Annotated in this window: 23 protein-coding genes; 17 read left to right on the top strand and 6 right to left on the bottom strand. The window is 47.7% G+C overall.

Going from position 1 to position 21,400, the window contains the following annotated elements; genetic code table 11:
• Window positions 1-801 precede the first annotated feature (801 nt).
• From H3L97_RS05335 to iscX, 3 genes are all read left to right on the top strand, one after another.
• Window positions 802-1,779 carry an RluA family pseudouridine synthase gene (locus tag H3L97_RS05335; RefSeq protein WP_097114152.1) on the top strand — a complete coding sequence of 326 codons (978 nt, stop codon included), beginning with the start codon at window positions 802-804 and terminating at the stop codon, window positions 1,777-1,779.
• Between the two features lie 321 nt (window positions 1,780-2,100).
• Window positions 2,101-3,207: a recombinase RecA gene (recA, locus tag H3L97_RS05330; protein WP_097114199.1), complete on the top strand. Its 1,107-nt coding sequence runs from the start codon at window positions 2,101-2,103 to the stop codon at window positions 3,205-3,207.
• Window positions 3,208-3,352: 145 nt separating this feature from the next.
• Window positions 3,353-3,547, top strand: coding sequence for a Fe-S cluster assembly protein IscX (gene iscX, locus H3L97_RS05325; RefSeq protein ID WP_097114153.1), 195 nt, complete (start codon window positions 3,353-3,355; stop codon window positions 3,545-3,547).
• 75 nt (window positions 3,548-3,622) lie between these two features.
• Here iscX and rpoD read toward each other — a convergent pair whose 3' ends face one another.
• Both rpoD and H3L97_RS12025 read right to left on the bottom strand, forming a co-directional pair.
• Window positions 3,623-5,560, bottom strand: a complete 1,938-nt coding sequence (gene rpoD / locus H3L97_RS05320; protein WP_097114154.1) for an RNA polymerase sigma factor RpoD — start codon at window positions 5,558-5,560, stop codon at window positions 3,623-3,625.
• A 130-nt stretch (window positions 5,561-5,690) separates the two neighbouring features.
• On the bottom strand, window positions 5,691-5,816 hold the full coding sequence (locus H3L97_RS12025; RefSeq protein WP_257010989.1) for a hypothetical protein: 126 nt from the start codon (window positions 5,814-5,816) through the stop codon (window positions 5,691-5,693).
• Between H3L97_RS12025 and metZ the strand changes: the two genes are divergently transcribed.
• The 6 genes from metZ (at window position 5,804) to H3L97_RS05290 (ending at window position 10,222) form a co-directional block, all read left to right on the top strand.
• Entirely contained in the window at window positions 5,804-6,982 is a 1,179-nt protein-coding gene (gene metZ, locus H3L97_RS05315) for an O-succinylhomoserine sulfhydrylase (protein WP_097114155.1), read from the top strand. The genes H3L97_RS12025 and metZ overlap by 13 nt on opposite strands.
• Before the next feature lies 1 nt (window position 6,983).
• Window positions 6,984-7,181 (top strand): DUF2788 domain-containing protein, encoded by a 198-nt coding sequence (locus tag H3L97_RS05310; RefSeq protein WP_097114156.1) that lies wholly within the window; start codon window positions 6,984-6,986, stop codon window positions 7,179-7,181.
• Between the two features lie 114 nt (window positions 7,182-7,295).
• Window positions 7,296-7,739: a hypothetical protein gene (locus H3L97_RS05305; RefSeq protein WP_097114157.1), complete on the top strand. Its 444-nt coding sequence runs from the start codon at window positions 7,296-7,298 to the stop codon at window positions 7,737-7,739.
• A 48-nt stretch (window positions 7,740-7,787) separates the two neighbouring features.
• Window positions 7,788-8,564, top strand: coding sequence for a type I methionyl aminopeptidase (gene map, locus H3L97_RS05300; protein ID WP_097114158.1), 777 nt, complete (start codon window positions 7,788-7,790; stop codon window positions 8,562-8,564).
• A 270-nt stretch (window positions 8,565-8,834) separates the two neighbouring features.
• Complete coding sequence (orn, locus tag H3L97_RS05295) at window positions 8,835-9,386, top strand: oligoribonuclease (RefSeq protein WP_097114159.1); 552 nt, start codon at window positions 8,835-8,837, stop codon at window positions 9,384-9,386.
• Window positions 9,383-10,222, top strand: coding sequence for a PHP domain-containing protein (locus tag H3L97_RS05290; RefSeq protein ID WP_097114160.1), 840 nt, complete (start codon window positions 9,383-9,385; stop codon window positions 10,220-10,222). The genes orn and H3L97_RS05290 overlap by 4 nt, the downstream gene beginning before the upstream one ends.
• 7 nt (window positions 10,223-10,229) lie before the next feature.
• Here H3L97_RS05290 and H3L97_RS05285 read toward each other — a convergent pair whose 3' ends face one another.
• The gene (locus H3L97_RS05285) at window positions 10,230-11,057 is read right to left on the bottom strand and encodes a DUF72 domain-containing protein (protein ID WP_097114200.1); all 828 of its coding nucleotides are present in this window, start codon (window positions 11,055-11,057) and stop codon (window positions 10,230-10,232) included.
• Between the two features lie 277 nt (window positions 11,058-11,334).
• Window positions 11,335-11,985: a histidine phosphatase family protein gene (locus H3L97_RS05280; RefSeq protein WP_097114161.1), complete on the bottom strand. Its 651-nt coding sequence runs from the start codon at window positions 11,983-11,985 to the stop codon at window positions 11,335-11,337.
• A 127-nt stretch (window positions 11,986-12,112) separates the two neighbouring features.
• On the opposite strand from H3L97_RS05280, the gene hemC reads away from it, so the two are divergent.
• On the top strand, window positions 12,113-13,060 hold the full coding sequence (hemC, locus tag H3L97_RS05275) for a hydroxymethylbilane synthase (protein ID WP_097114201.1): 948 nt from the start codon (window positions 12,113-12,115) through the stop codon (window positions 13,058-13,060).
• A gap of 224 nt (window positions 13,061-13,284) precedes the next feature.
• On the opposite strand, the gene H3L97_RS05270 is transcribed toward hemC, so the two are convergent.
• A complete protein-coding gene (locus tag H3L97_RS05270; protein WP_224446383.1) occupies window positions 13,285-14,586 on the bottom strand; it encodes a M23 family metallopeptidase in 1,302 nt (433 codons plus the stop codon).
• Between the two features lie 252 nt (window positions 14,587-14,838).
• Here H3L97_RS05270 and H3L97_RS05265 point away from each other — a divergent pair, with 252 nt between their 5' ends.
• Window positions 14,839-15,789 carry a hypothetical protein gene (locus H3L97_RS05265; protein WP_097114162.1) on the top strand — a complete coding sequence of 317 codons (951 nt, stop codon included), beginning with the start codon at window positions 14,839-14,841 and terminating at the stop codon, window positions 15,787-15,789.
• Between the two features lie 14 nt (window positions 15,790-15,803).
• Here H3L97_RS05265 and H3L97_RS05260 read toward each other — a convergent pair whose 3' ends face one another.
• The gene (locus H3L97_RS05260; protein ID WP_097114203.1) at window positions 15,804-16,367 is read right to left on the bottom strand and encodes an RNA pyrophosphohydrolase; all 564 of its coding nucleotides are present in this window, start codon (window positions 16,365-16,367) and stop codon (window positions 15,804-15,806) included.
• A gap of 98 nt (window positions 16,368-16,465) precedes the next feature.
• Between H3L97_RS05260 and H3L97_RS05255 the strand changes: the two genes are divergently transcribed.
• From H3L97_RS05255 to H3L97_RS05230, 6 genes are all read left to right on the top strand, one after another.
• Entirely contained in the window at window positions 16,466-17,260 is a 795-nt protein-coding gene (locus tag H3L97_RS05255) for a thymidylate synthase (RefSeq protein WP_097114163.1), read from the top strand.
• A gap of 1 nt (window position 17,261) precedes the next feature.
• Complete coding sequence (locus H3L97_RS05250; protein ID WP_179655818.1) at window positions 17,262-18,035, top strand: phosphatase PAP2 family protein; 774 nt, start codon at window positions 17,262-17,264, stop codon at window positions 18,033-18,035.
• 37 nt (window positions 18,036-18,072) lie between these two features.
• Window positions 18,073-18,399, top strand: coding sequence for an FKBP-type peptidyl-prolyl cis-trans isomerase (locus H3L97_RS05245; protein ID WP_097114165.1), 327 nt, complete (start codon window positions 18,073-18,075; stop codon window positions 18,397-18,399).
• Window positions 18,400-18,619: 220 nt separating this feature from the next.
• Window positions 18,620-18,979: a hypothetical protein gene (locus tag H3L97_RS05240; protein WP_097114166.1), complete on the top strand. Its 360-nt coding sequence runs from the start codon at window positions 18,620-18,622 to the stop codon at window positions 18,977-18,979.
• Complete coding sequence (locus H3L97_RS05235) at window positions 18,976-19,374, top strand: protein YgfX (RefSeq protein WP_097114167.1); 399 nt, start codon at window positions 18,976-18,978, stop codon at window positions 19,372-19,374. The genes H3L97_RS05240 and H3L97_RS05235 overlap by 4 nt, the downstream gene beginning before the upstream one ends.
• A gap of 132 nt (window positions 19,375-19,506) precedes the next feature.
• On the top strand, window positions 19,507-21,339 hold the full coding sequence (locus tag H3L97_RS05230) for a tetratricopeptide repeat protein (RefSeq protein WP_097114168.1): 1,833 nt from the start codon (window positions 19,507-19,509) through the stop codon (window positions 21,337-21,339).
• Window positions 21,340-21,400 lie beyond the last annotated feature (61 nt).

Genomic DNA, 21,400 nt, shown 5'->3' with positions numbered 1-21,400 from the left:
TATTGGCGTGGAAAGCCAACGCAGTAGGCGCATGAAGTAGCGGTAAAACAAGCGATTAAGATTATGAATGCAGGTTCTTAAACACGTTTTCAAGTTTGACTGCCGCTCGCGTGGTGGCGCGTGTGCGCTGCGATGTCGCGGCAATAAGACGATAAAAAAGAGCGGTTTGGTGTTTCAGGCTGCCTGAAAGTGATACCGCAACACAATCGTAAAATGTTGTCGGAAATGGCTGAACTTTCAGTTACTTGTCCCCTCCCTCGCTGGGGGGCTGGTTAGGCTGGGGGGTGGAAATTCAACGTGCCACCCTTACCCTAGGGGCTAATGACAATTCGTTTCGCGATTGTTTTTTCATCAAAATCGCCAACTTCTGCGTCAAAAATACTCGCCAATGGGTGGCATTGACTCGCATTTTTTCCTTGAATTTGACAATTTTTCCTGAAAAACCAACTTCGCGCCCAAATTGTCATTAGCCCCTAGCCCTCTCCCACCAAACGGTAGAGGGGACAGATTGCAGCAAGCATTTTTTGTTGCATATTCAATTTCATTTAAATTCGGTTAGCCATCGTCTATGATTTTGTATTCAAACACAATTTCTACCGCCGTAGGCCATTGGCGATAAAAAAGAAAACGTGCAAAGTGCTTTTTTTGTAAAATGGCGACATACGGCTTTTTGCAATCACAATCGGTGTACAGGCTGCCTGAAAATCGTTTTTACAATAAAATCAAAGCCGTATTGCTTGTATTCACCGTGTTTCAGGCTGGCTGTTTGCCGCCAAAAACAAGTTTGGAATTATAGAGAAAATGCCCACAATTAGCAAAGACTTGGTTAATCATTTAAAGGTGGCTGAACATGACGCTGGACAACGATTGGATAACCATTTGATTAAAATATTAAAAGGTGTGCCAAAAAGCCACATTCACCGCATTATCCGTGCTGGCGAAGTGCGCGTGAACAAGGGGCGCGTTCAGGCGGATTATCGCATTCAAGCTGATGATTTGATTCGCATTCCGCCCATTCGCGTTGCCGAGAAAACGCATGCAGGCAGCCTGAAAACCCCTGCCCCTGCGCGTGAATTTGAGATTGTGTTTGAAGATGAATATTTGCTGGTTGTGAATAAACCCAGTGGCGTGGCGGTGCATGGCGGTAGCGGCGTGAGTTTTGGCGTGATTGAGCAACTGCGCCAGTCGCGCCCCAACACCCCATATCTGGAATTGGTACACCGCTTGGACAAAGACACCAGTGGCTTGCTGATGGTTGCCAAAAAACGCAGCGCGTTGGTCAAATTGCACGAAATGCTCCGCAACGACCACCCCAAAAAAGTGTATTTGGCGTTGGGCGTGGGCGCGTGGCAGCCTGAAAATCGCCATGTGAAACTGCCCCTGATTAAATACACAGGCGCGGCTGGCGAAAAAATGGTGCGCGTTGATGAAAATGGGCAGTCTGCCCACACCATTTTTCAGGTGCTGGACGTGTTTTCAGGCAGCCCAACGCATTCGGTGGGCATAGCGGCATTGAGTTTGGTGCAGGCGACTTTAAAAACAGGGCGCACCCACCAAATTCGCGTGCACATGCAAGCGCAAAATTGCCCCATAGCAGGCGATGAGCGTTACGGCGATTATCAAGCGAACAAACGTTTGCAAAAATTGGGTTTAAAAAGAATGTTTTTGCACGCACACCGTTTGGTGTTGAACCACCCCATTTCAGGCGAAGTGCTGGATTTGCAAGCCAATTTGCCCGATGAATTGGCGCAATTTTTGACACAATTTCAGGCAACCTGAAAACCCCAAAAGGCACACGAAATTCACTTATGATGATGTGTGTTTTATGCGATAATGCTTGCCGATTTTTTCGTTAAATGGACTTTCAGGCAGCCTTGCCGTGCACGACACAAAACTTTCAGGCTACCTGTAACCTGTCCCCTCCCACGCTGGCGGGGGAAGGTTAGGGTGGGGGTGGCACGTTGGATTTCTAACCCCTCCCCCTCCCCCTTTCATAGGGGGAGGGAACAAGTTTCTGGCAATTTCAAAGATTTTTGTCGTGTACCAAAAAGCAGCCTGAAAACCATTTTCCCCCAATTTCAACACATGGAAAACAACATCATGGCAACTAAACAAGAAAAAGACGCAGTCAGCGCAAAAACCGATGCGAGCGAAAAAAGCAAAGCACTCGCAGCCGCACTCGCACAAATTGAGAAAAACTTTGGCAAAGGCGCAGTCATGAAAATGGACGGCAGCCACCAAGAAGAAAATTTGCAAGTCATTTCAACAGGTTCTTTAACTTTGGATTTGGCATTGGGCGTGGGCGGTTTGCCACGCGGTCGCATTGTGGAAATTTTCGGGCCCGAATCATCAGGCAAAACCACATTGTGCTTGGAAGCCATTGCCCAATGCCAAAAAAATGGCGGCATTTGCGCCTTTATTGACGCAGAAAATGCCTTTGACCCCGTTTACGCACGCAAATTGGGCGTGCAAGTCGAAGACCTGTACGTTTCCCAACCCGACACAGGCGAACAGGCTTTGGAAATTTGCGACACGCTGGTGCGTTCAGGTGGCGTGGACATGGTCGTGATTGACTCGGTGGCAGCACTCGTCCCCAAAGCCGAAATTGAAGGCGAAATGGGCGACAGCCATGTCGGTTTACAAGCACGTTTGATGAGCCAAGCCTTGCGTAAACTCACAGGCAGCATCAAAAAAACCAATACCTTGGTGGTGTTCATCAACCAAGTTCGCATGAAAATTGGCGTGATGTTTGGCAACCCCGAAACCACCACAGGCGGCAATGCCTTGAAATTCTACGCATCGGTGCGTTTGGACATTCGCGGCAGCACCCAAATCAAAGCCAAAGAAGGCGATGACCCCATCGGCAAAGAAACCAAAGTTAAAGTGATTAAAAACAAGGTTGCGCCACCGTTTCGCACCGCCGAATTTGACATTTTGTATGGCGAAGGCATCAGCTACGAAGGCGAATTGATTGATTTGGGCGTGAAAGCCGATGTGATTCAAAAATCAGGCGCATGGTTCAGCTACAACGGCGCAAAAATCGGTCAAGGCAAAGACAACGTACGCAACTGGTTGAAAGAAAACGCCGAAATCGCCGCCGAAATCGACCAAAAAATCCGCAACCACGCAGGTTTAGACAGCCTGATTGAAATGGGTTCGCCAGAAGATGAAGATGGCGACACACATGGCGAATTTGCCGAAGAATAAACAACCCAAATGTTTTCAGGCAGCCTGAAAAGCACACAGCAATTTTTGATGTTGCCACAAACTTGCCCCCTCCCCCGCCAGACGGGGGAGGGGACAGATTACAGGCAGCCTGAAAACCCACCAACCCAAACAAGGACAACAAATCATGAAATGGACAGACTCCCAACGCATTGCCGAAGAACTGTTTGACACACACCCCGATATTGACCCCCAAACCGTGCGTTTTACCCAGTTGCGCGATTTGATTTTGGCATTGCCCGATTTTGACGATGACCCAGAACGTTGTGGCGAAAAAATCTTGGAAGCCGTGCAAATGGCTTGGATAGACGAAGCCTCATAAATCCCAACAAAACAAAAAGCTGCCTGAAAACAACAAACAACTTGTTTTCAGGCAGCTTTTTTATTTTATGAGCAATTACTTACCTTCTTCACTGTCCAAGAAACTTTTCAGTTTATCGGAGCGCGTGGGGTGGCGCAATTTACGCAAGGCTTTGGCTTCAATTTGGCGAATGCGCTCGCGGGTTACATCAAATTGCTTGCCCACTTCTTCCAGCGTGTGGTCGGTGTTCATGTCAATGCCAAAACGCATACGCAGCACCTTCGCCTCACGCGGAGTCAGGCTTTCCAACACATCGGCAGTTACCTCACGCAAGCTGGAATACATTGCCGCATCAGCAGGGGCAACGTTGTTGGCATCTTCAATGAAATCGCCCAAATGTGAATCATCGTCATCGCCAATCGGGGTTTCCATGGAAATGGGTTCTTTGGCGATTTTCATGATTTTGCGGATTTTGTCTTCGGGCATTTCCATGAGTTCTGCCAATTTGGCTGAATCGGGTTCTTCGCCTGTTTCCTGCAAATGCTGACGTGAAATGCGATTCATTTTGTTAATCGTTTCAATCATGTGCACAGGAATGCGAATGGTACGCGCTTGGTCAGCAATGGAACGGGTAATCGCTTGGCGAATCCACCACGTTGCATAAGTGGAAAATTTGTAGCCACGGCGATATTCAAATTTGTCCACCGCTTTCATCAAGCCGATATTGCCTTCTTGAATCAAATCAAGGAATTGCAAACCGCGATTGGTGTATTTTTTCGCAATGGAAATCACCAAACGCAAGTTGGCTTGAATCATTTCTTGCTTGGCGGCGGCGGTTTCTTTTTCGCTTACCACCATGTTTTTGCTGATTTCTTTCAATTCTTCAATGGAAATGCGGGCATTTTTTTCCAAATCAGACATGATGGTTTGCTTTTCCAAAATGGCGTGGCGGAAACGGCTCAATGTTTCGCTCCACACTTTATTTTTGGCGACTTCTTCTTCCACCCAATTCAGGTTGGTGGCGTTGGGCAGGAAGTTGGCGATGAAGTAATCTCTGTCCATGCGCACGCGGTCAAGGCAGATGTCGCGGATTTCGCGTTCCAATTTGCGGATTTGTTCCACTTTGCCGCGCAGGTTTTCGCTCAAATTTTCAATTTGGCGGGTGGCAAAGCGCACTTCCAGCAGTTTGTCGGCAATGGCTTTTTGGTGTTCCAAATATTTGGCGTGTTTGCTGTCGTGTTTGTCCAAAGCCTTAATCATCAAGCCGTAACTTTTTTCAATTTGCTTAAAGTGTTCAATCACTTGGGCTTTGAGTGCTTCCAAATCTTGGCTTTCCATGCCGCCGCCTGTGGCATCGCCTTCATCGTCTTCGTCTTCATCGCCATCGCTGGTATCGGCATCGTCATTGTCGGTGCTTTCGCTTTCTAAATGCCCCAAACCCAGTTCGTTGAGCAACACTTCGTTGGGGTCAATGATGGCTTCTACCACTTCATCTACTTTGATTTCGTCTTTTTTGACTTTATCAATCAGTTCCAAAATTTCATTCACGGAACCGGGGCAGGCTGAAATGGCTTGAATCATGTTTTTCAAGGCATTTTCAATTTTTTTGGCGATGATGATTTCGTCTTCGCGCGTGAGCAATTCCACTTGTCCCATTTCGCGCATGTACATGCGTACAGGGTCGGTGGTGCGCCCAAATTCGGAGTCGGCTTGTGATAAGGCGGCTTCGGCTTCTTCTACTGCGTCTTCATCGGTAATGGCGGTGCCGTTTTCGTTCATCAGCAGTGCGTCTGCATCGGGGGCTTCTTCGGTAACTTGAATGCCCAAGCTCTGAATCATGCTGACCACGCTGTCAATTTGCTCTTCGCCCGACATGTCATCTGGCAATGCGTCATTGATTTCGGCATAGGTAATGTAGCCGCGTTCTTTGCCCAATAAAATCAGTTGGCGTAAACGGGCGCGTTGCTCTTCGGGTGTGAGTGGACGATTGGTGTCGTTGCTTTGTTCATCGTCATTATCGTGGTAATCTGTCATGGCGAACTCGTTTTGTTGAATTAAAATAATCAGAACCGTGTTTCAGGCTGCCTGAAAAAGGCTACAGCATAAAAGTATTTTTCAATTTTGCGACAATATGGCGTTCAATAAGGAAATTACAAGCGCGTGATTATACCAAATCGCACAAAATACCGTAAAAAATGCTGCCTGAAACATTGAAACGCTGCCTGAAAAAGCGGAAAATCGCGTTTTTCGCTTTAAAATGGAATGCAGGAAAATACCATGAGCCACTCACTTCACCCCCAAACACTCGCCATTCGCGGCAGCAAAGCACAAACGCATTACAACGAACACCATCAAGCCCTGTTTTTGACCAGCAGCTTTATGTTTGACACCGCCGAAGATGGCGCGGCACTGTTTGCCAAAACCAAACAAGGCTTTACCTATTCTCGCACCGCCAATCCCACCGTCAGCACGTTCCAAAGTCGCATCGCGCAGTTGGAAAATGGCGAAGCGGGCATTGCCACCGCCACTGGCATGGCGGCAATTCAGGCAGCCTTGCTCACATTTTTGAATGCGGGCGACCATTTAATCAGCAGCCGCAGCCTGTTTGGTACCACCGCAGGTTTGCTCACGGGACACATCGCCCGTTTTGGTATTGACATCACGTTTGTGTCGCAAACCGATGTTTCAGAATGGGAAAAAGCCATTCGCCCCAACACCAAAATGCTGTTTTTGGAAACGCCCTCCAACCCATTGGGCGAAGTGGCTGACCTTGAAAAATTGGCAAAATTGGCACACGAAAACCATGCTTTATTGGTGGTGGATAATTGTTTCTGCTCGCCAGCCGTGCAACGTCCTTTGGATTTTGGCGCGGATTTGTCGGTGCAATCTGCCACCAAAGCGATAGACGGTCAAGGTCGCGTGTTGGGCGGCATTGTGTGCGGCAAAAATGAATTGATTCAACAAATTGCCTTGTATGTCAATTCAATGGGATTGAGTTTGTCGCCCTTTAATGCGTGGACTTTATTGAGCGGCGCGGAAACCATGCTCTTGCGCGTGCGCGAACAAAATCAGGCAGCCTTAAAAATCGCCCAATGGTTGCAACAACAGCCACAAATTCAACAGGTTTACTATTCAGGGCTGCCTGAAAACCCCCAAGCCGATTTGGTACGCAAACAGCAAAATGGCTATGGTGGCGCGGTGTTGGCATTTGAAGTGGCAGGCGGTCAAGCAGCCGCATGGCAAGTGATTGACCGTGTGCAAATTTTCTCCAAAACGGCAAACTTTGGCGATGTGCGCTCCACCATCACCCACCCTTGGACAACCACCCACGGCAGAATGTCGCCCGATGACAAACACGCCGCCAACATTCGTGAAGGCTTGGTACGCATTTCAGTTGGCTTAGAATATGTTGATGATTTGATTTGGGATTTGGCGCAAGCCCTGAAAGGCGAATAAAATGTCAGAAGCGGAATTTGCCAGTTGGGCATTGAAAATTTGTTTGACCGTTTTGGTGATTTTTTTGGCGTTCATCATTTACAATTTGGGCAAAGAATCCAAAGCGGGCAAATTGGGTATGTTTATTTTGTTTTTGGTGCTGTTTTTGGGCGTGGCGGGGTTTTTGTTTAAAGAATTTTTAATCAAAATGTTGATGTGATTTCAGGCTGCCTGCAATCTGTTCCCTCCCCTGCTGGCGGGGGAGGGTTAGGGATATTGCTGGCAATGTTGTGTACCGCAATAGCCAACACATTTTATCAATGGAAACAACACCATGTCGCACCCCTATTTCCGTGAAGACACCCTGCTGGGCAATTTGAGCGAGGTGGCACAACGCCACAAAATCCCTTATGAAATTTCCAACAGCACCGAAGGTTATGAATATTTAAGCGATTTGGCGCAACTTTACGAATTTGGCACAGGCTTGTTGCCCGAAGTCACATACAGTTATCGCCAACAATGTGAATCGGCACGTTATGGCTTTGAATATGCAGGACATTTGGTTTCGCTGATTATGGAAATCAGCAATCGCAAACACGCCATTTGCCTGTTTAACCACTTAAATTCATTTACAGGCAGCCATGTTTTCATTTTGCCACAAGCGTCTGATTTGCTGAAATTGTTTCAAAAAGCGCAACCTTGCGATTATTTTATGTCGGATATGTCGGGCAGTTTTATGCTGGCGGCAAATTGGCACAGTTTCACTTACGCAACGTGATTTCAGGCTGCCTGAATTTTCATTTTTACCACAAGGAACAACAACAAAATGGCTGTGATTATCCACACCCCCGAAGAACAAGAAAAAATGCGTGAACTCGGTCGCTTGGTCGCCGAAGCGTTGGATTACATTGGCGATTTCATCAAACCCGGTATCACCACCAATGAAATTGACAAGCTGGTTTACGATTACCATGTGAATGTGCAAGGTGGCTATCCAGCACCCTTGAATTATGGCAATCCGCCCTATCCCAAATCGTGTTGCACATCGGTCAATCATGTGATTTGCCACGGCATTCCAGACGATAAACCTTTGAAAGAAGGCGATATTCTCAATATTGATTTGACCATCAAAAAAGACGGTTTTCATGGCGACAGCAGCCGCATGTTTACCGTGGGCAAAGTTTCGCCACAAGCGCAACGCCTGATTGATGTTACCCACGAATCGCTGATGGCAGGCATTGCCGCCGTAAAAGCAGGGGCAACTTTGGGCGACATTGGTTTTGCGTGTCAGCAAGTGGCTGAAAATGCAGGCTATTCGGTGGTACAAGAATTTTGTGGACACGGCATTGGGCGCGATTTTCATTGCGAACCGCAAATTTTGCATTATGGCAAACGCGGTCAAGGCATGGTGTTGCAAGCAGGCATGATTTTCACGATTGAGCCGATGATTAACCAAGGCAAACGCCATTTACGCATTTTAAACGATGGTTGGACAGTCGTTACCAAAGACCGCAGCTTGTCGGCACAATGGGAACACGAAGTGCTGGTTACAGAAACAGGTTGCGAAATTTTGACCGTTTCGCCACGCACAGGTCAGCCTTAATCATTTGAAAAAACTGAATTTTCAGGCAACCTGAAACCTTTGCAAAACCTTTTCAGATTGCCTGAAACAGAAAAACTGTCGTCATTCCCGCGTAGGCGGGAATCCATTTTTAACTTTAAGAAACAAAAGTTTGTGTCATTCAACTTTGGATTCCCGCCTACGCGGGAATGACGGTGTTAAAAATTTCCGCAGTTTTGCAAAAGTTTCAGCCTTGCAATACACAATGCCAAAAGGCTGCTTGCCCCTTTTTCATTTCAAGAAAACAACATCATGAAAAATCAAAACAATTTATGCTGGCTGGACATGGAAATGACTGGCTTAAACCCCGACACCGACAAAATCATTGAAATCGCCATGATTATCACCGACAGCGATTTGAACGTGTTGGCACAATCGCCCGTGTACGCCATTCATCAAGACGATGCCATTTTAAACGCTATGGACAAATGGTGTACCGACACCCACACGCGCACAGGCTTGGTAGACCGCGTTCGCGCATCGCAATACACCGAAGCACAAGTGGAAGAAGAACTCTTGGCGTTCATGCAAACTTGGCTGCCTGAAAACGCCACCCCCATGTGCGGCAACACCATTCATCAAGACCGCCGCTTTATGGTGCGCCACATGCCGCGTTTGGAACAATATTTCCACTACCGCAATTTGGACGTGTCCACGCTGAAAGAACTGGCGCGGCGTTGGAACCCCACCGTGTACAAAGGCATAGTCAAAAAAGGCGCACACAAAGCCTTGGACGACATTTTGGAAAGCATTGAAGAGCTGAAACATTATCGCCAAACCTTTTTAAAAGTGGAAAGCAAATGATTGATTTGCATTGCCATTCCACCGTTTCTGATGGTGCATTGTCGCCGCAAGAAGTGGTGAAATTGGCAGCCGAAAACGGTTGCCAAATGCTCGCCCTAACCGACCACGACCACACAGGCGGCATTGCCCCTGCGCGTGCCGAAGCGGAAAAATGCGGTATCCGTTTGATTTCAGGCGTGGAAATTTCGGTAACATGGCGCGGCACCACCATACACATGGTCGGCTTGGATTTTGATGAACACAACGAAAATCTGCAAACGCTGCTCGCCCAAACCCGCGCAGGACGCATAGACCGAATCGCCCAAATGGCTGAAAAATTAGCCAAAAAAGGCATTACAGGCGCATTTGATGGTGCAATGGCACTGGCAGCCGCCAATCCCGAAATGGTGTCGCGCACGCATTTGGCGGATTTTTTGTTGCAACAAGGACACGTCCGCAATAAGCAGCAGGCATTCACCAAATATTTGGGCGAAGGCAAATGCGCGTTTGTGCGCCACCAATGGGCGGATTTTCAGGCAGCCGTTGCCGCGATTTTGGGCGCAGGCGGCATTGCCGTGATTGCCCACCCCATGCGTTACGATTTATCGGCAACAGGTCGGCGCAATTTGTTCAGCGAATTTAAGGCTTTGGGCGGACACGCCATTGAAGTGCATAGCGGCAACTGCCAATTAAATGAGCGTTTGAGCTACGCTTTGTTGGCGCAAAAATTCGGTTTGTGGGCAAGTTGTGGCAGCGATTTTCATCGTTTGGGCGGATACAGTGGCGGCACATTGGGCGTTTGCCCCGAATTGCCGCCCATTTGCGAACCCGTGTGGCGGCATTTTCAGGCAGCCTGAACGTTTCTCAAAACAAACTGCCCTGTTGCACTTCAATGCGTGGCGTTTTCACCGCAAAACCCCAATCTGCCAAATGCGCTTTCAAAACAGGAATATTGTAAAAAGAATGACTTTGGGTCGTGTTTTGAAACAGGATAAACAATTCATCAAAACTTTGTTTTTGTTGAAATAAAACATCTGCCCATGTTTTCAATTCCGCATCGGTGTAGCGATAATCGTGGCGTTCGGCGGCGGATTGCCCTTGCCACCAATTACCGTTGCGCCCGTGCAAGCGCAAATAAGCGGTGCGGTTGAAACTGTGAAATGCACTTTCAGGCAGCCCAATTTGGCTGGGATAATCCACATTGCACCAAATCAAATTCTGATTTTTTTCAAAATAAACAAACACTTCATCAATGTGCCAAGTGGGGGAACGAAATTCCATCACCAAAGGGTAATCGGCAAACCAGCCACACAATGCAGCCAAATAACGCCGATTCGCTGGCGTGCGCTCAAAGCTGTGCGGAAATTGCACAAACAAATGCGCCAAATGTTCGCCAAATGGTTGAATGGTTTGTAAAAATGCGTGGGCGTGTTGTGCGGTGGCGGTGCGCGTGTGGCTGAAATCTTGGTGCAATTTGAGCGTGAATTTCAGTCGCCCAGCCGCCTTGTCCAGCATACCAAGCAGCGATTTTTGCCCAATCGGTGCGTGAAAAGTGCTGTTAATTTCAACACAATCATAATGTTGTGCGTAGTGGTGCAGAAAATCGGGGCTTTTCGTGCCGTGCGGATAGAGCGTGCCAAGCAGCGCGGTGTCGCTGTAACCGCCTGTGCCAATGTAAACTGGATTAGACATAAATGATTGTTTTATTGAGAAATAAAGTAAACCAAATACAAAATGGAACATCATGTAGGGTGCAACTTGTTGCACCAAATTCATGATTTATAAGGGAAATGGTGCAACAAGTTGCACCCTACAATTATCCTATTTTGAAATGCTTAATTCAGGACTTTTTTCAGGCTGCCTGAAATGTTTTTTTCAACGCAAATCGTTGGGCATTCATTTATTTGGCTTACTTTTTTAAAAAGTCAGTCGCCGAAGGCAAAACCCATTTGTTACGCTGCCTGAAATTTCAAAATTCGGTTTGCGCGACACTTAAAATGTGCCAATTTTCGCCATTGAAATGCAAACGCGACACGCTGGCATTGGGCGGACTTTTGTACAAAATCGCGCTGCTGTCCAAACTTTTGAGCAAAGCCACAATCGCCATGCCGTGCGTTACCACCAACACACGCCCATTTTTGGGGCTGTTTGCCAGCACATTGCCCATGCCGCGCCACAGTCTGCCCACAAATTGCGCTTCCGTTTCCGCGCTGGGGTCAAGCCGCGATGCGGTTTCCGCCATTTGGTTGTATGTGCCGTGGCGATATTGATGCAACCATGTTGCCGTGTCGGGCAGATTTTTGGCTGCTACAATCGCGTCATACAATATTTGGGCAGGTTTGCCTTCAAATTCCCCAAAATGGTATTCGCGCAAATCTGCCACCCGATTGATGGGCAAATCCTGTTTTGCGCCTTGTAAAATCAATTCGGCGGTGGCTTGGGTGCGCGGCAAGGTGCTGCAAAACGCTGCCTGAAAATGACATTGGCGCAATTTTTCGCCCAAATTGTGTGCCATTTGTCGCCCATTTTCGGTTAAAGGCGAATCTGCCCAACCTTGCAACTGCGCTTGGGTGTTGAACTCGGTTTCGCCATGGCGCGTCAGGTAAATTTCCAAATCCATAAAATCAATAATCGCATTGAAAGAAAGCGCATTTTAGCCGATTTTGGCACATTCAGGCAGCCTGAAAACCTGAAACCGCCCGCAAATCATGCTAAACTTGCACCATTTTTATCGCAACGAAATCATCATGAACACACCAGCCAAACTCACCATAGCCAGCCGCGAAAGCGCATTGGCAATGTGGCAAGCCCGCCACATTCAAGCCCAATTACAAGCCCTGTATCCCAGTTGCCAAATTGACATTTTGGGCATGACCACCCAAGGCGACCAAATTTTGGATAAAACCCTGTCCAAAATTGGCGGAAAAGGCTTATTCATCAAAGAATTGGAAACCGCACTACACGAAAACCGCGCCGATTTGGCGGTGCATTCCATCAAAGATGTGCCAATGGATTTGCCCGAAGGTTTCGTACTAGTAGGAATTGGCGAACGCGCCAATCCGTTTGACGCTTTCGTTTCCAATCAATACAACAGCTTGGCAGATTTGCCCAAAAATGCGGTGGTTGGCACGTCCAGTTTGCGCCGCGAAGCACAAATTCGGGCGCGTTTTCCCCATTTGCAGGTCAAACCCTTGCGCGGCAACGTGCAAACCCGTTTGGCAAAGCTGGACAATGGCGATTATGATGCCATTATCCTCGCCGCCGCAGGGCTAGAACGCCTTGAATTGCACAGCCGAATCCGCGAGATTTTGTCGCCCACCGACAGCCTGCCTGCCGCAGGACAAGGCGCATTGGGCATAGAAATTGCCGCCCATCGTGTTGATTTGGTAGAAATTTTGTTGCCACTCAATCATGCCAAAACCGCCGCCTGTGTTACCGCCGAACGCGCCTTGGCACGCGCTTTGGGCGGCAGTTGCCAAGTGCCACTTGCCGCCTATTGCACCGCCGATGAACACGGCATTTTGACGCTCAACGGCTTGGTGGCGCACCCCGATGGCTCGGTCATGCTCACCGCCCAAGCACAAGCCCCCGCCACCTATGCAGACGCTCTGGGACGTGCCGTTGCCAAAAAATTGGCAGACGATGGCGCAAATGAAGTGATTCAAGCCGTTTTGACAGAAAGTGCTTCATTCTAAAAACACAAAAAGCAGCCTGAAAACCAACAATCTGGTTTTCAGGCTGAAACTTTTGCAAAAATCGGTTCGTAGGGGCAGATTTCATATCTGCCCCGTTTGAGCTTGTGGCAATTTTCATTTTTATCAATAAATTGAAAAAAGGGCGGATATGAAATCCGCCCCTACGTCAGCTTGCAAGTGGGTTTTGCAAAAGTTTCAGGCTGCTTTTTTGTTGATTTTTGTGATTAGTCGCGTTGCGAAACCATCACAGGCAAACCGCGTACCGCCGCCATGGTTTCATTGGTTTTTTGTTGGTATTTTTTCAGCGCAGCCAAGTCTTCTGCCGCCAATTTGGGCGTGGGCAAAGCCACCGTAGCGGGATTGACGTGCTGACCGTTAATCCGCACTTCATAATGCAAATGCGGTCCTGTGGAACGCCCTGTGCTGCCCACCAAACCAATCACATCGCCAGCCTTAACGCGCTTACCCACATTCACGCCACTGATGTAGGCACTCATGTGTCCATACAGCGTTTCCATGCCGTTTTCGTGGGTCAGCATAATGGTGTTGCCATAGCCGCCTTTCCAGCCGCTAAAACTCACCACACCATCGCTGGGGGCTAGGATTTTGGTGCCTGCTGGGGCGGCATAGTCTATGCCCGTGTGCATTTTAATCGTTTTCAAAACAGGGTGTAAACGAATGCCATAAGGCGATGAAATGCGTGTGAAACTTTCAATCGGCTGACCGTCAAAGCCTTTTTTCAGCGATTCGCCATATTCATCGTAAAAATTGCCGCCTGAATCGCCATGGTCAAAATAGTAGCCATAGTAAGTTTTGCCGCTTGTGGTGATTTCGGCTGCCAAAATATTGCCTGTGGCGATTTCTTGTCCGCGAAAATACAGGCTTTCATACAGAATGCTGATTCTGTCGCCTTGTTTTAATTCATCTAAATCAAATTTATCGCTGAAAATTTCGCGCAAATTGGTGCGAATTTCCACAGGCACGCCTGCTTGCGCCAATGAGCCTGTTGATGATGTGCCCACCACCACCGAGCGCAAAGAGGGCATGGTTTCGGTGTCTATATCGTCAATGTTCAAAGACCATTTGCCGTTGATTTTGCCAATGGCAACCAAATTGCGTTCGCCATTGTCGTCATCGCTGAAAAATTGAACATCGGTTACATTGCCTGTGGAATCCACGCGCGCGCTGATGATTTGCCCTGCACGAAGTTGCAACATTTTGGTGTCAATGGGGCTTTCTTTCAGGAAATTTTGAATGCTGTTTTCGCTCACACCCAAGCGTTTTAACACCAAAGTTAAGTTGTCGCCTGTTTGCACTTCTTCGTCATACCAGTAGCTGCTGCCCAGTTGTTTGTCGCTGATTTTGGGCATGGGCAATTCTTGTAGCACACGTTCTATTTTGTAGCCTTCGGCGCTTAATTTGGGGATTTCGTTTCCGACTGCTGCCAGTGCCAATCCTGAAAATGACAATGCGATTGCTGTGGCAATCATGCGGCGTTTGCGTAGGGGTTTATTTTGGGTTGTCATAAAATAATGGGTCATCATTTTTACGATAATTGGGTAATTATATTCGCTTTTCTTGCTGTTTTGTTTCAAAATTTACAAAAAAATACATTTTGGCACATCAAATGCCATCGGATAATGGGACGATTTGGGCTGTTTTCAGGCTGCCTTGCGCCACAAAAAATAAAATGGGGGCATGTGTTGTGGTAAAAAAATAGGTGTTTTTTTTGCGCCAATACACGCTACAATACGCGCATTTTTGTTGGCATGACTGGTATGTTTACTCTGATTTTACCCACGTTGTCGCGTCCCACTTCGGCGCATTTGCCGCCCTTGAATTTGCTGGCTTTGAATGAGATGTGGCGTTTTGGCACATGGTTGCCGCACGATTTGACCACAGGGCAGATTTATTTGCGTTATTTGTGTGGCAAATTTGCGCTGCCTGAAAATGAGGTTTTTGCCAGCCCCGTGTGGCTGCAAATGGGCATGAACAATATGACGATGATTGATGGCGCGTCCATACAAATTGGCATGGGCGAGGCGCAATCCTTGTGTGATGGTTTGAATGAATTTTATCGCCACGATTTTGCTTTATCCCCCATTCGGGCGGATTTGTGGCGTTTCAGGCTGCCTGAAAAACCGCAATGGCAATCGCCCATGTTGTTTGACGCTTGGGGTTTTCAGGCTGGCGATTTGAGCGAGCAGGCTTCGGGGCAAAATCGCAACGCATGGCTGCAACTGCAAACCGAAATCCAAATGTGGCTGCACGCCCACCCCATGAATAAAGTCCGCCAAAAAAATGGCTTATCGCCCATCAACGGCATTTGGCTGTGGAACGCGCCCACACATGAAACGCTGCAACACCAGCCCCAGTTAATCGGCAGCAGCAGCACATGGGCAAACGCCACCACCCTGCCCCTGCACGATGCGCCATACAGTTTTACCGTGTGGCAACAAATCTGCCAAGAAAAAAATCTGCCACTTGGCGAAACGGCTTTGTTTTTGGACGATTTGACCACATCGGCGCAAACGGGCGATGAATTTGCCTATCATCGCATTTTGCAACAATGGGAAACGCATTTTTTTGCCCCCATTTGGTCTGCGCTCAAATCGGGTACGCTGCCTGAAATGCGCTTGATTTGCGAACAGGGCATTTTGCACATCAAACAACGCGCACATTGGGCATTTTGGAAACGGGCAAAAAACTTCACAGGGCAATTTGAATAAATTGGCGCAACGGCTCATCGCCCCGCTTGATTTTGCTGCACTGCCAAACGCGCTTTTTTGCGTTCTTCCAAAATGCGACCGCGATATTCGCCCATGCTTTCCAATTCGCCCACAAAGCGCGACAGTTCGCTCAATGCGCTTTCATACACATTTTTTTTAAAATCAATTACTTCGGAAATGGTTGCCCAATAATCGTGCCATTTCCAGCAGTCAAATTCGGGGCGCGTGGCTGCCTGTAAATACACATCGCCATCTTGCCCCAAAAAACGCAAGGCAAACCAAATTTGCTTTTGCCCACGATACGAACCGCGCCATTCACGTTTAACCCAATGCTGTGGCACATCGTAGCGCAACCAATCGCGCGTTCGCCCCAAAATCCGCACCTGATGGGGCTGCAAACCCACTTCTTCAAACAATTCACGAAACATGGCGGCTTCCGCGCTTTCCGATGGTTTGATGCCGCCTTGTGGAAATTGCCATGAGTTTTCTTTCAGGCGTTTGCCCCAAAATACTTTATTGTTTTCATTCAATAAGATAATGCCAACATTGGCGCGATAGCCGTCTTTATCCAAAGCCATAGCCAAAAACCTTTTTTGCAAATTCAAATGGGCGCGATTTTCCCATATTTGCCGCAATAGGGCTATAATTGCGCCGTTAAAATCATCAGGACACCACCATGCAGCCCTATTTGCAACTCATGCAACACATTTTGGACAACGGCACAGACAAAGCCGACCGCACTGGCACTGGCACGCGCTCGGTGTTTGGTTATCAAATGCGTTTTGATTTGGCGGCGGGTTTTCCGCTTTTGACCACCAAAAAATTGCATTTGCGCTCCATTATTCACGAACTGTTGTGGTTTTTGCGTGGCGAAACCAACATCAAATATTTAAAAGAAAACAACGTTTCCATTTGGGACGAATGGGCAGATGAAAATGGCAATTTGGGGCGCGTGTATGGCGCACAATGGCGCAGTTGGCGTGGTGCAAATGGCGAAACCATAGACCAAATTGCCCATCTCATTCAACAAATTAAGCGCAATCCCGACAGTCGCCGTTTGATTGTGTCGGCTTGGAATCCTGCCGAAGTGGACGACATGGCTTTGCCTCCGTGTCATGCTTTGTTTCAATTTTATGTGGCAAATGGCAAACTTTCTTGCCAACTTTATCAGCGCAGTGCCGATGTGTTTTTGGGCGTGCCGTTCAATATTGCCAGCTACGCGCTTTTGACGATGATGGTGGCGCAAGTTTGTGATTTGCAAGTGGGCGAATTTGTGCATACGCTGGGCGATGCGCATTTGTATCGCAATCATTTTGAACAGGCGCGTTTGCAATTATCGCGTACGCCCAAAAGCCTGCCTGAAATGCACATCAACCCAAATGTGAAAGACATTTTCGCGTTTCAATTTGATGATTTCGCATTGCGCGATTATGAGCCGCACCCACACATTAAGGCGGAAGTGTCGGTGTGATATGACAAAGTGGAATGGGGTTTTGCCGCGTATGCCCATGCCAATCCAAATTGCATTGTTCAGCATATTGATGTTGCTTGTGCCGTTACAGATTTGGTGTACGGGTTACACATGGTGGGAATTTGAAAGCCATTTCACAACCCATTATGTGGATTTGCCCTCTTTTGAATTGACTTTGCTTATCCCCATTACGCAAACGGGTTCATTCCCCAATGCGGTGGGTATGGCAGCATTATTGGGTGTGTTGCTGTTGTTGCTTTGTTGGCGACACCATGCTTGGCAAACGATTGTGCTGATGTGTCTTTTATCGGTTGGCGGCACGCAATTTGCCAAATCGGCACTCAAACAAATGACCCAAGCGCCACGTCCCTATGTGGTTTATTTGAATCAAAATACTTTGCCATTTATGGGCTATAAAGCCAATTCGTTTTACAGGCTGCCTGAAAACGTTCAAACCCAAGCCATTCAAGAAAGTTTCACACCACCACTTGCGGAATATCTGCTTACAGCAGAAAGAGGCTTTTCCTTTCCGTCTGGGCATACGATTTTTGCGGTATCGTGGTTATTGTTGTTTGTTGGGCTTTTACCGCGTTGGAGCAAAAGTGTCTTGCTGCCCATTTTAACGATTTGGGCGGCGGCAGTATCATACAGTCGCGTGAAATTGGGTATGCACTATCCGATTGATTTATTGGTGTCCATTTTATTGGCGTGGGCGTGGCATGGTTTTTTGTTTGCGCGCATTTTGCCGCAACTGGACGCGCATTACCCCAAATAGTTTGTTTTTTTGTAAACCGAAATAAGGAAAAAAAATCATGAATTTAATCATTGAAGATTTGCTTGTTGGCAACGGTGCCGAAGCCGTTAAAGGCAAATACATCACCGTCCACTACACAGGCTGGCTCACAGACGGCACGAAATTTGACAGCAGCCTTGACCGCAATCAACCATTTAGCGTTACTTTGGGTGTGGGTCAAGTGATTCGTGGCTGGGACGAAGGTTTCAACGGCATGAAAGTGGGCGGCAAACGCAAATTAACCATTCCGCCTGAAATGGGCTATGGCGCACGCGCGATTGCGGGTGTGATTCCCGCCAATTCAACCTTGATTTTTGAAGTGGAATTGTTGGACGTTCAAGATTAAAAAACACGGTTTCAGGCAGCCTGAAAAAATGTACCAGCAACTTGCTCCCTCCCCTGCTTGCGGGGGAGGGTTGGGGAGGGGGAAAAATCTTGGCAATACAGTTCATGTGATGGTTAAAGCCCAAGTCTTACCCCCACCCTAACCCTCCCCCGCCAGCAGGGGAGGGGACAGGTTACAGTCAATCATCAGACTGCCTGAAACCGCATTTTGGGAGCAAAAAATGTATTTTGTTGATAGAACCGCAGTTGTGTTAAAACCCACCGCCGTATTTTTAACATGGCTCAAACAAAGCGATGATGATTTTCCCGATTTGACTTTGGAGCAACTTCGCGCGAATTGCAATGTGTTTCTCGTGCCACAATTTGACGAACCCGAACAGGTCATCGCCTATTTTGACGACCGCTACGAAAACATCTTCGCCGCCGAATTGGCAAGCTGGGAAATTGACCCCAAACAATATCCCAAAGACATGAGTTTGCAAGCCTTTTGGCAATTTTTTGAATTGGAAATCCACGACAATGTGCTGGATTTGGAAGAAGCCCAATTCAACATCAGCAATGTGATAGACAATATGCGATGAACGCTTTTCAGGCAGCTTTTGTGCCATCGCGTTGGCGCAAAATGGGAATGGTGTTTTTGACGATGTGCTTGATGGGGTGCGTGATGGCGTTTCATTTTGGCACTGTGCGCCTTGTTTTGTTGGCGGCAATCGGCATAAGTGGCGCGTGGGCTTGGCGCGAATCACCCCATTTTGTGCAACACCTTGATGTGCAAGATGATGTGGCTTATTTAACCATACAAAATCAAACCGTTGAGGCAAATTTGCGTTCAGGTAGCCTGATTTCGCGCCACGTCTGTTTTTTGCGCTGGCAATGCGAAAATCGCACCATTTGGCAATGCGTTTTGCCCGATATGCTGCCTGAAAATGATTTTCGCCGCTTGCGTTTGTGGGCGTTGTGGTGCCAGTATCGTTGAGCCGCCAGCCACCCAAAGCGTGGGTATGGCGGCGCAACGCCATGCTTTTGCATATTCTGTTGTTTTCACACCATTTATGTTAAAGTACGCCCTTTTGTTTTGTCTTATTTTGAAATTTTAGGAAAACCGATAATGATGTTGTTCACACGCCGTTTGCGTCCGATTTGCGCTGCTTTTGTTTTGCTGTTCAGCCCCATAAGTGCTTGGGCAACCAACGACAAAATCCACTACCCCAACACAGGTGGGCACCGCGCTTCGCTTTCGGCTGCCGAAAAATTGGCTGATGAACAACGCCGCACCCAAATCGTGCAAAACGCCCAACACATTTTCACGCTCACAGGCGCGGAAATTGCGTGGTCGCGCGGACAAAATGCTTTGGCAATCAATACTTATATTGATGTGTTCAACAAAACCCGTTCGCCCCAAGTGGCAGAACGCGCCATGGAATTGGCGATTGACAATAAATCGTACACCGCCGCCGAACAGCTTTTCAAACAATGGCAAAAAGTGCAGCCTGAATCCAGCCCTGCTTTGCGCCGCATGGCTTGGTTGCGTGCTTTGTATTCGGGCGATTATGCTTATGTGGCGGAACATTTGCCTGCGGTTTTGAGCGAATCGGACGAAAAACAGGGGCGAAACATTTTCTTGCATTTGGCGCAAACGAGTGTGAATCAACGCGGTTTGGTTGCCGCCACTTACGATGCGGTTGCCCAAGCCGCCAGCCAGCAGCCTGAATGGATAGAGGCGCAAATCAGCGATTTGCTGTTCAATATTGCTGCGAAACGCAATGCGCGTGCGATTCAATCTTTGCAAAATTTAGCCAAAATAGACAGCGACTTATCAGAAGCCACACGCCTTGCGCTCTCGGTGGCGGTGCGCGATAACCCCAAATTGTTGGGCGAATTTTTCAGCAGCATCAACACGCAAAATCTGCCCCTCACTTGGCAAGAATTGGAATTGGAAAACCTGATTCAAAACAAGCAAACCGCCCAAGCCTATGCCAAATTGCAGCAACTGGCAGAGCGTTATCCCGAACAAAATTTTGCTTTAAGGGCGGCTGTGTTGTCGTTTCAAGAACGCAATCCGTGGCAGGAAACCTTGTCGCATTTCAACAAAGCCTATCAAAACAGCAAAACGCTGGCTGAAAAATCGCACATCGCCATTTTAGCCGCGCAAAGTTTGATGGACGCAAAACAAGACAAAGCCCAAATTAACCTTTGGATTGAACGCATTACCGCCCCCGAATACGCGCTAGACCGCCACATCATGCAAATGGCACAATTAGGCGAAGAAGAAAAATGGCAAGAAATTCTGGACATCAACACACAAGTGCAAAAACAGGGTTTAACGTCCAGCAAAATTTTGGGTCGCCATCATTATCAGACGTTTTATCTGTTTGCGTTGAGCAAAAGCAGCCTGCCTGTACAGAAAAAAATGTGGGAAATCAACCGCATTATCAAGCAAAGCCAAAGCAATCTTGACGATGAAGAAAACCAAAGCATTTACGATAATGCCCTGTATCATCGCGGTTTGCTTTATTTGGACGAACTCAATCAGGTGGAAAAAGGCTTGGCAGATTTGCGCCGCTATTATGCCAACAATCCCGATTCATCTAACGCATTGAATGCTTTGGGATACAGCCTGCTAGAATATGGCAACAATTTGCACGAAGGCTTTGCGTTAATCAAAAAAGCCTATCAAAAAGACCCCGAAAATGCCGCCATCAACGACAGCATGGGCTGGGCATATTTCAAACAAGGCGACAGCAAAACCGCCCTGCCCTATTTGCAATACGCCTACAAACACGAATCCGACCCCGAAGTGGGGGCGCATTTGGGCGAAGTGTATTGGGTGCTGGGCGACAAAGCCAAAGCGCGTGAAATTTGGCACGAAAGCTGGTTAAAAAACAAAAAACACAAAGTTTTATTGAAAACCTTAAAACGCCATCAAGTGCAATTTAAATAATTGCAGGCAGCCTGAAACAACAACTTGGGGAAAATGTGCCAATGAGCCATTTTCCCCTTTT

Source organism: Alysiella filiformis, assembly GCF_014054525.1.
GTDB classification, from domain to species: domain Bacteria; phylum Pseudomonadota; class Gammaproteobacteria; order Burkholderiales; family Neisseriaceae; genus Simonsiella; species Simonsiella filiformis.
The sequence above is the reverse complement of the archived record's forward strand: the minus strand, read 5'-3'. Positions and strand labels throughout refer to the sequence as shown.

What these genes read in the sequence shown, in the direction of transcription:
- metZ (WP_097114155.1), top strand. Translation starts at nt 5,804, where the DNA reads ATGAGCCACTCACTTCACCCCCAAACACTCGCCATTCGCGGCAGCAAA.
- H3L97_RS05290 (WP_097114160.1), top strand. Translation starts at nt 9,383, where the DNA reads ATGATTGATTTGCATTGCCATTCCACCGTTTCTGATGGTGCATTGTCG.
- rpoD (WP_097114154.1), bottom strand. Translation starts at nt 5,560, where the DNA reads ATGACAGATTACCACGATAATGACGATGAACAAAGCAACGACACCAAT.
- H3L97_RS05235 (WP_097114167.1), top strand. Translation starts at nt 18,976, where the DNA reads ATGAACGCTTTTCAGGCAGCTTTTGTGCCATCGCGTTGGCGCAAAATG.
- H3L97_RS05245 (WP_097114165.1), top strand. Translation starts at nt 18,073, where the DNA reads ATGAATTTAATCATTGAAGATTTGCTTGTTGGCAACGGTGCCGAAGCC.
- H3L97_RS05265 (WP_097114162.1), top strand. Translation starts at nt 14,839, where the DNA reads ATGTTTACTCTGATTTTACCCACGTTGTCGCGTCCCACTTCGGCGCAT.
- iscX (WP_097114153.1), top strand. Translation starts at nt 3,353, where the DNA reads ATGAAATGGACAGACTCCCAACGCATTGCCGAAGAACTGTTTGACACA.
- hemC (WP_097114201.1), top strand. Translation starts at nt 12,113, where the DNA reads ATGAACACACCAGCCAAACTCACCATAGCCAGCCGCGAAAGCGCATTG.
- H3L97_RS05280 (WP_097114161.1), bottom strand. Translation starts at nt 11,985, where the DNA reads ATGGATTTGGAAATTTACCTGACGCGCCATGGCGAAACCGAGTTCAAC.
- H3L97_RS05285 (WP_097114200.1), bottom strand. Translation starts at nt 11,057, where the DNA reads ATGTCTAATCCAGTTTACATTGGCACAGGCGGTTACAGCGACACCGCG.
- H3L97_RS05270 (WP_224446383.1), bottom strand. Translation starts at nt 14,586, where the DNA reads ATGACAACCCAAAATAAACCCCTACGCAAACGCCGCATGATTGCCACA.
- orn (WP_097114159.1), top strand. Translation starts at nt 8,835, where the DNA reads ATGAAAAATCAAAACAATTTATGCTGGCTGGACATGGAAATGACTGGC.
- H3L97_RS05230 (WP_097114168.1), top strand. Translation starts at nt 19,507, where the DNA reads ATGATGTTGTTCACACGCCGTTTGCGTCCGATTTGCGCTGCTTTTGTT.
- H3L97_RS05310 (WP_097114156.1), top strand. Translation starts at nt 6,984, where the DNA reads ATGTCAGAAGCGGAATTTGCCAGTTGGGCATTGAAAATTTGTTTGACC.
- H3L97_RS05255 (WP_097114163.1), top strand. Translation starts at nt 16,466, where the DNA reads ATGCAGCCCTATTTGCAACTCATGCAACACATTTTGGACAACGGCACA.
- H3L97_RS05260 (WP_097114203.1), bottom strand. Translation starts at nt 16,367, where the DNA reads ATGGCTTTGGATAAAGACGGCTATCGCGCCAATGTTGGCATTATCTTA.
- H3L97_RS05240 (WP_097114166.1), top strand. Translation starts at nt 18,620, where the DNA reads ATGTATTTTGTTGATAGAACCGCAGTTGTGTTAAAACCCACCGCCGTA.
- map (WP_097114158.1), top strand. Translation starts at nt 7,788, where the DNA reads ATGGCTGTGATTATCCACACCCCCGAAGAACAAGAAAAAATGCGTGAA.
- H3L97_RS05305 (WP_097114157.1), top strand. Translation starts at nt 7,296, where the DNA reads ATGTCGCACCCCTATTTCCGTGAAGACACCCTGCTGGGCAATTTGAGC.
- H3L97_RS05335 (WP_097114152.1), top strand. Translation starts at nt 802, where the DNA reads ATGCCCACAATTAGCAAAGACTTGGTTAATCATTTAAAGGTGGCTGAA.
- recA (WP_097114199.1), top strand. Translation starts at nt 2,101, where the DNA reads ATGGCAACTAAACAAGAAAAAGACGCAGTCAGCGCAAAAACCGATGCG.
- H3L97_RS05250 (WP_179655818.1), top strand. Translation starts at nt 17,262, where the DNA reads ATGACAAAGTGGAATGGGGTTTTGCCGCGTATGCCCATGCCAATCCAA.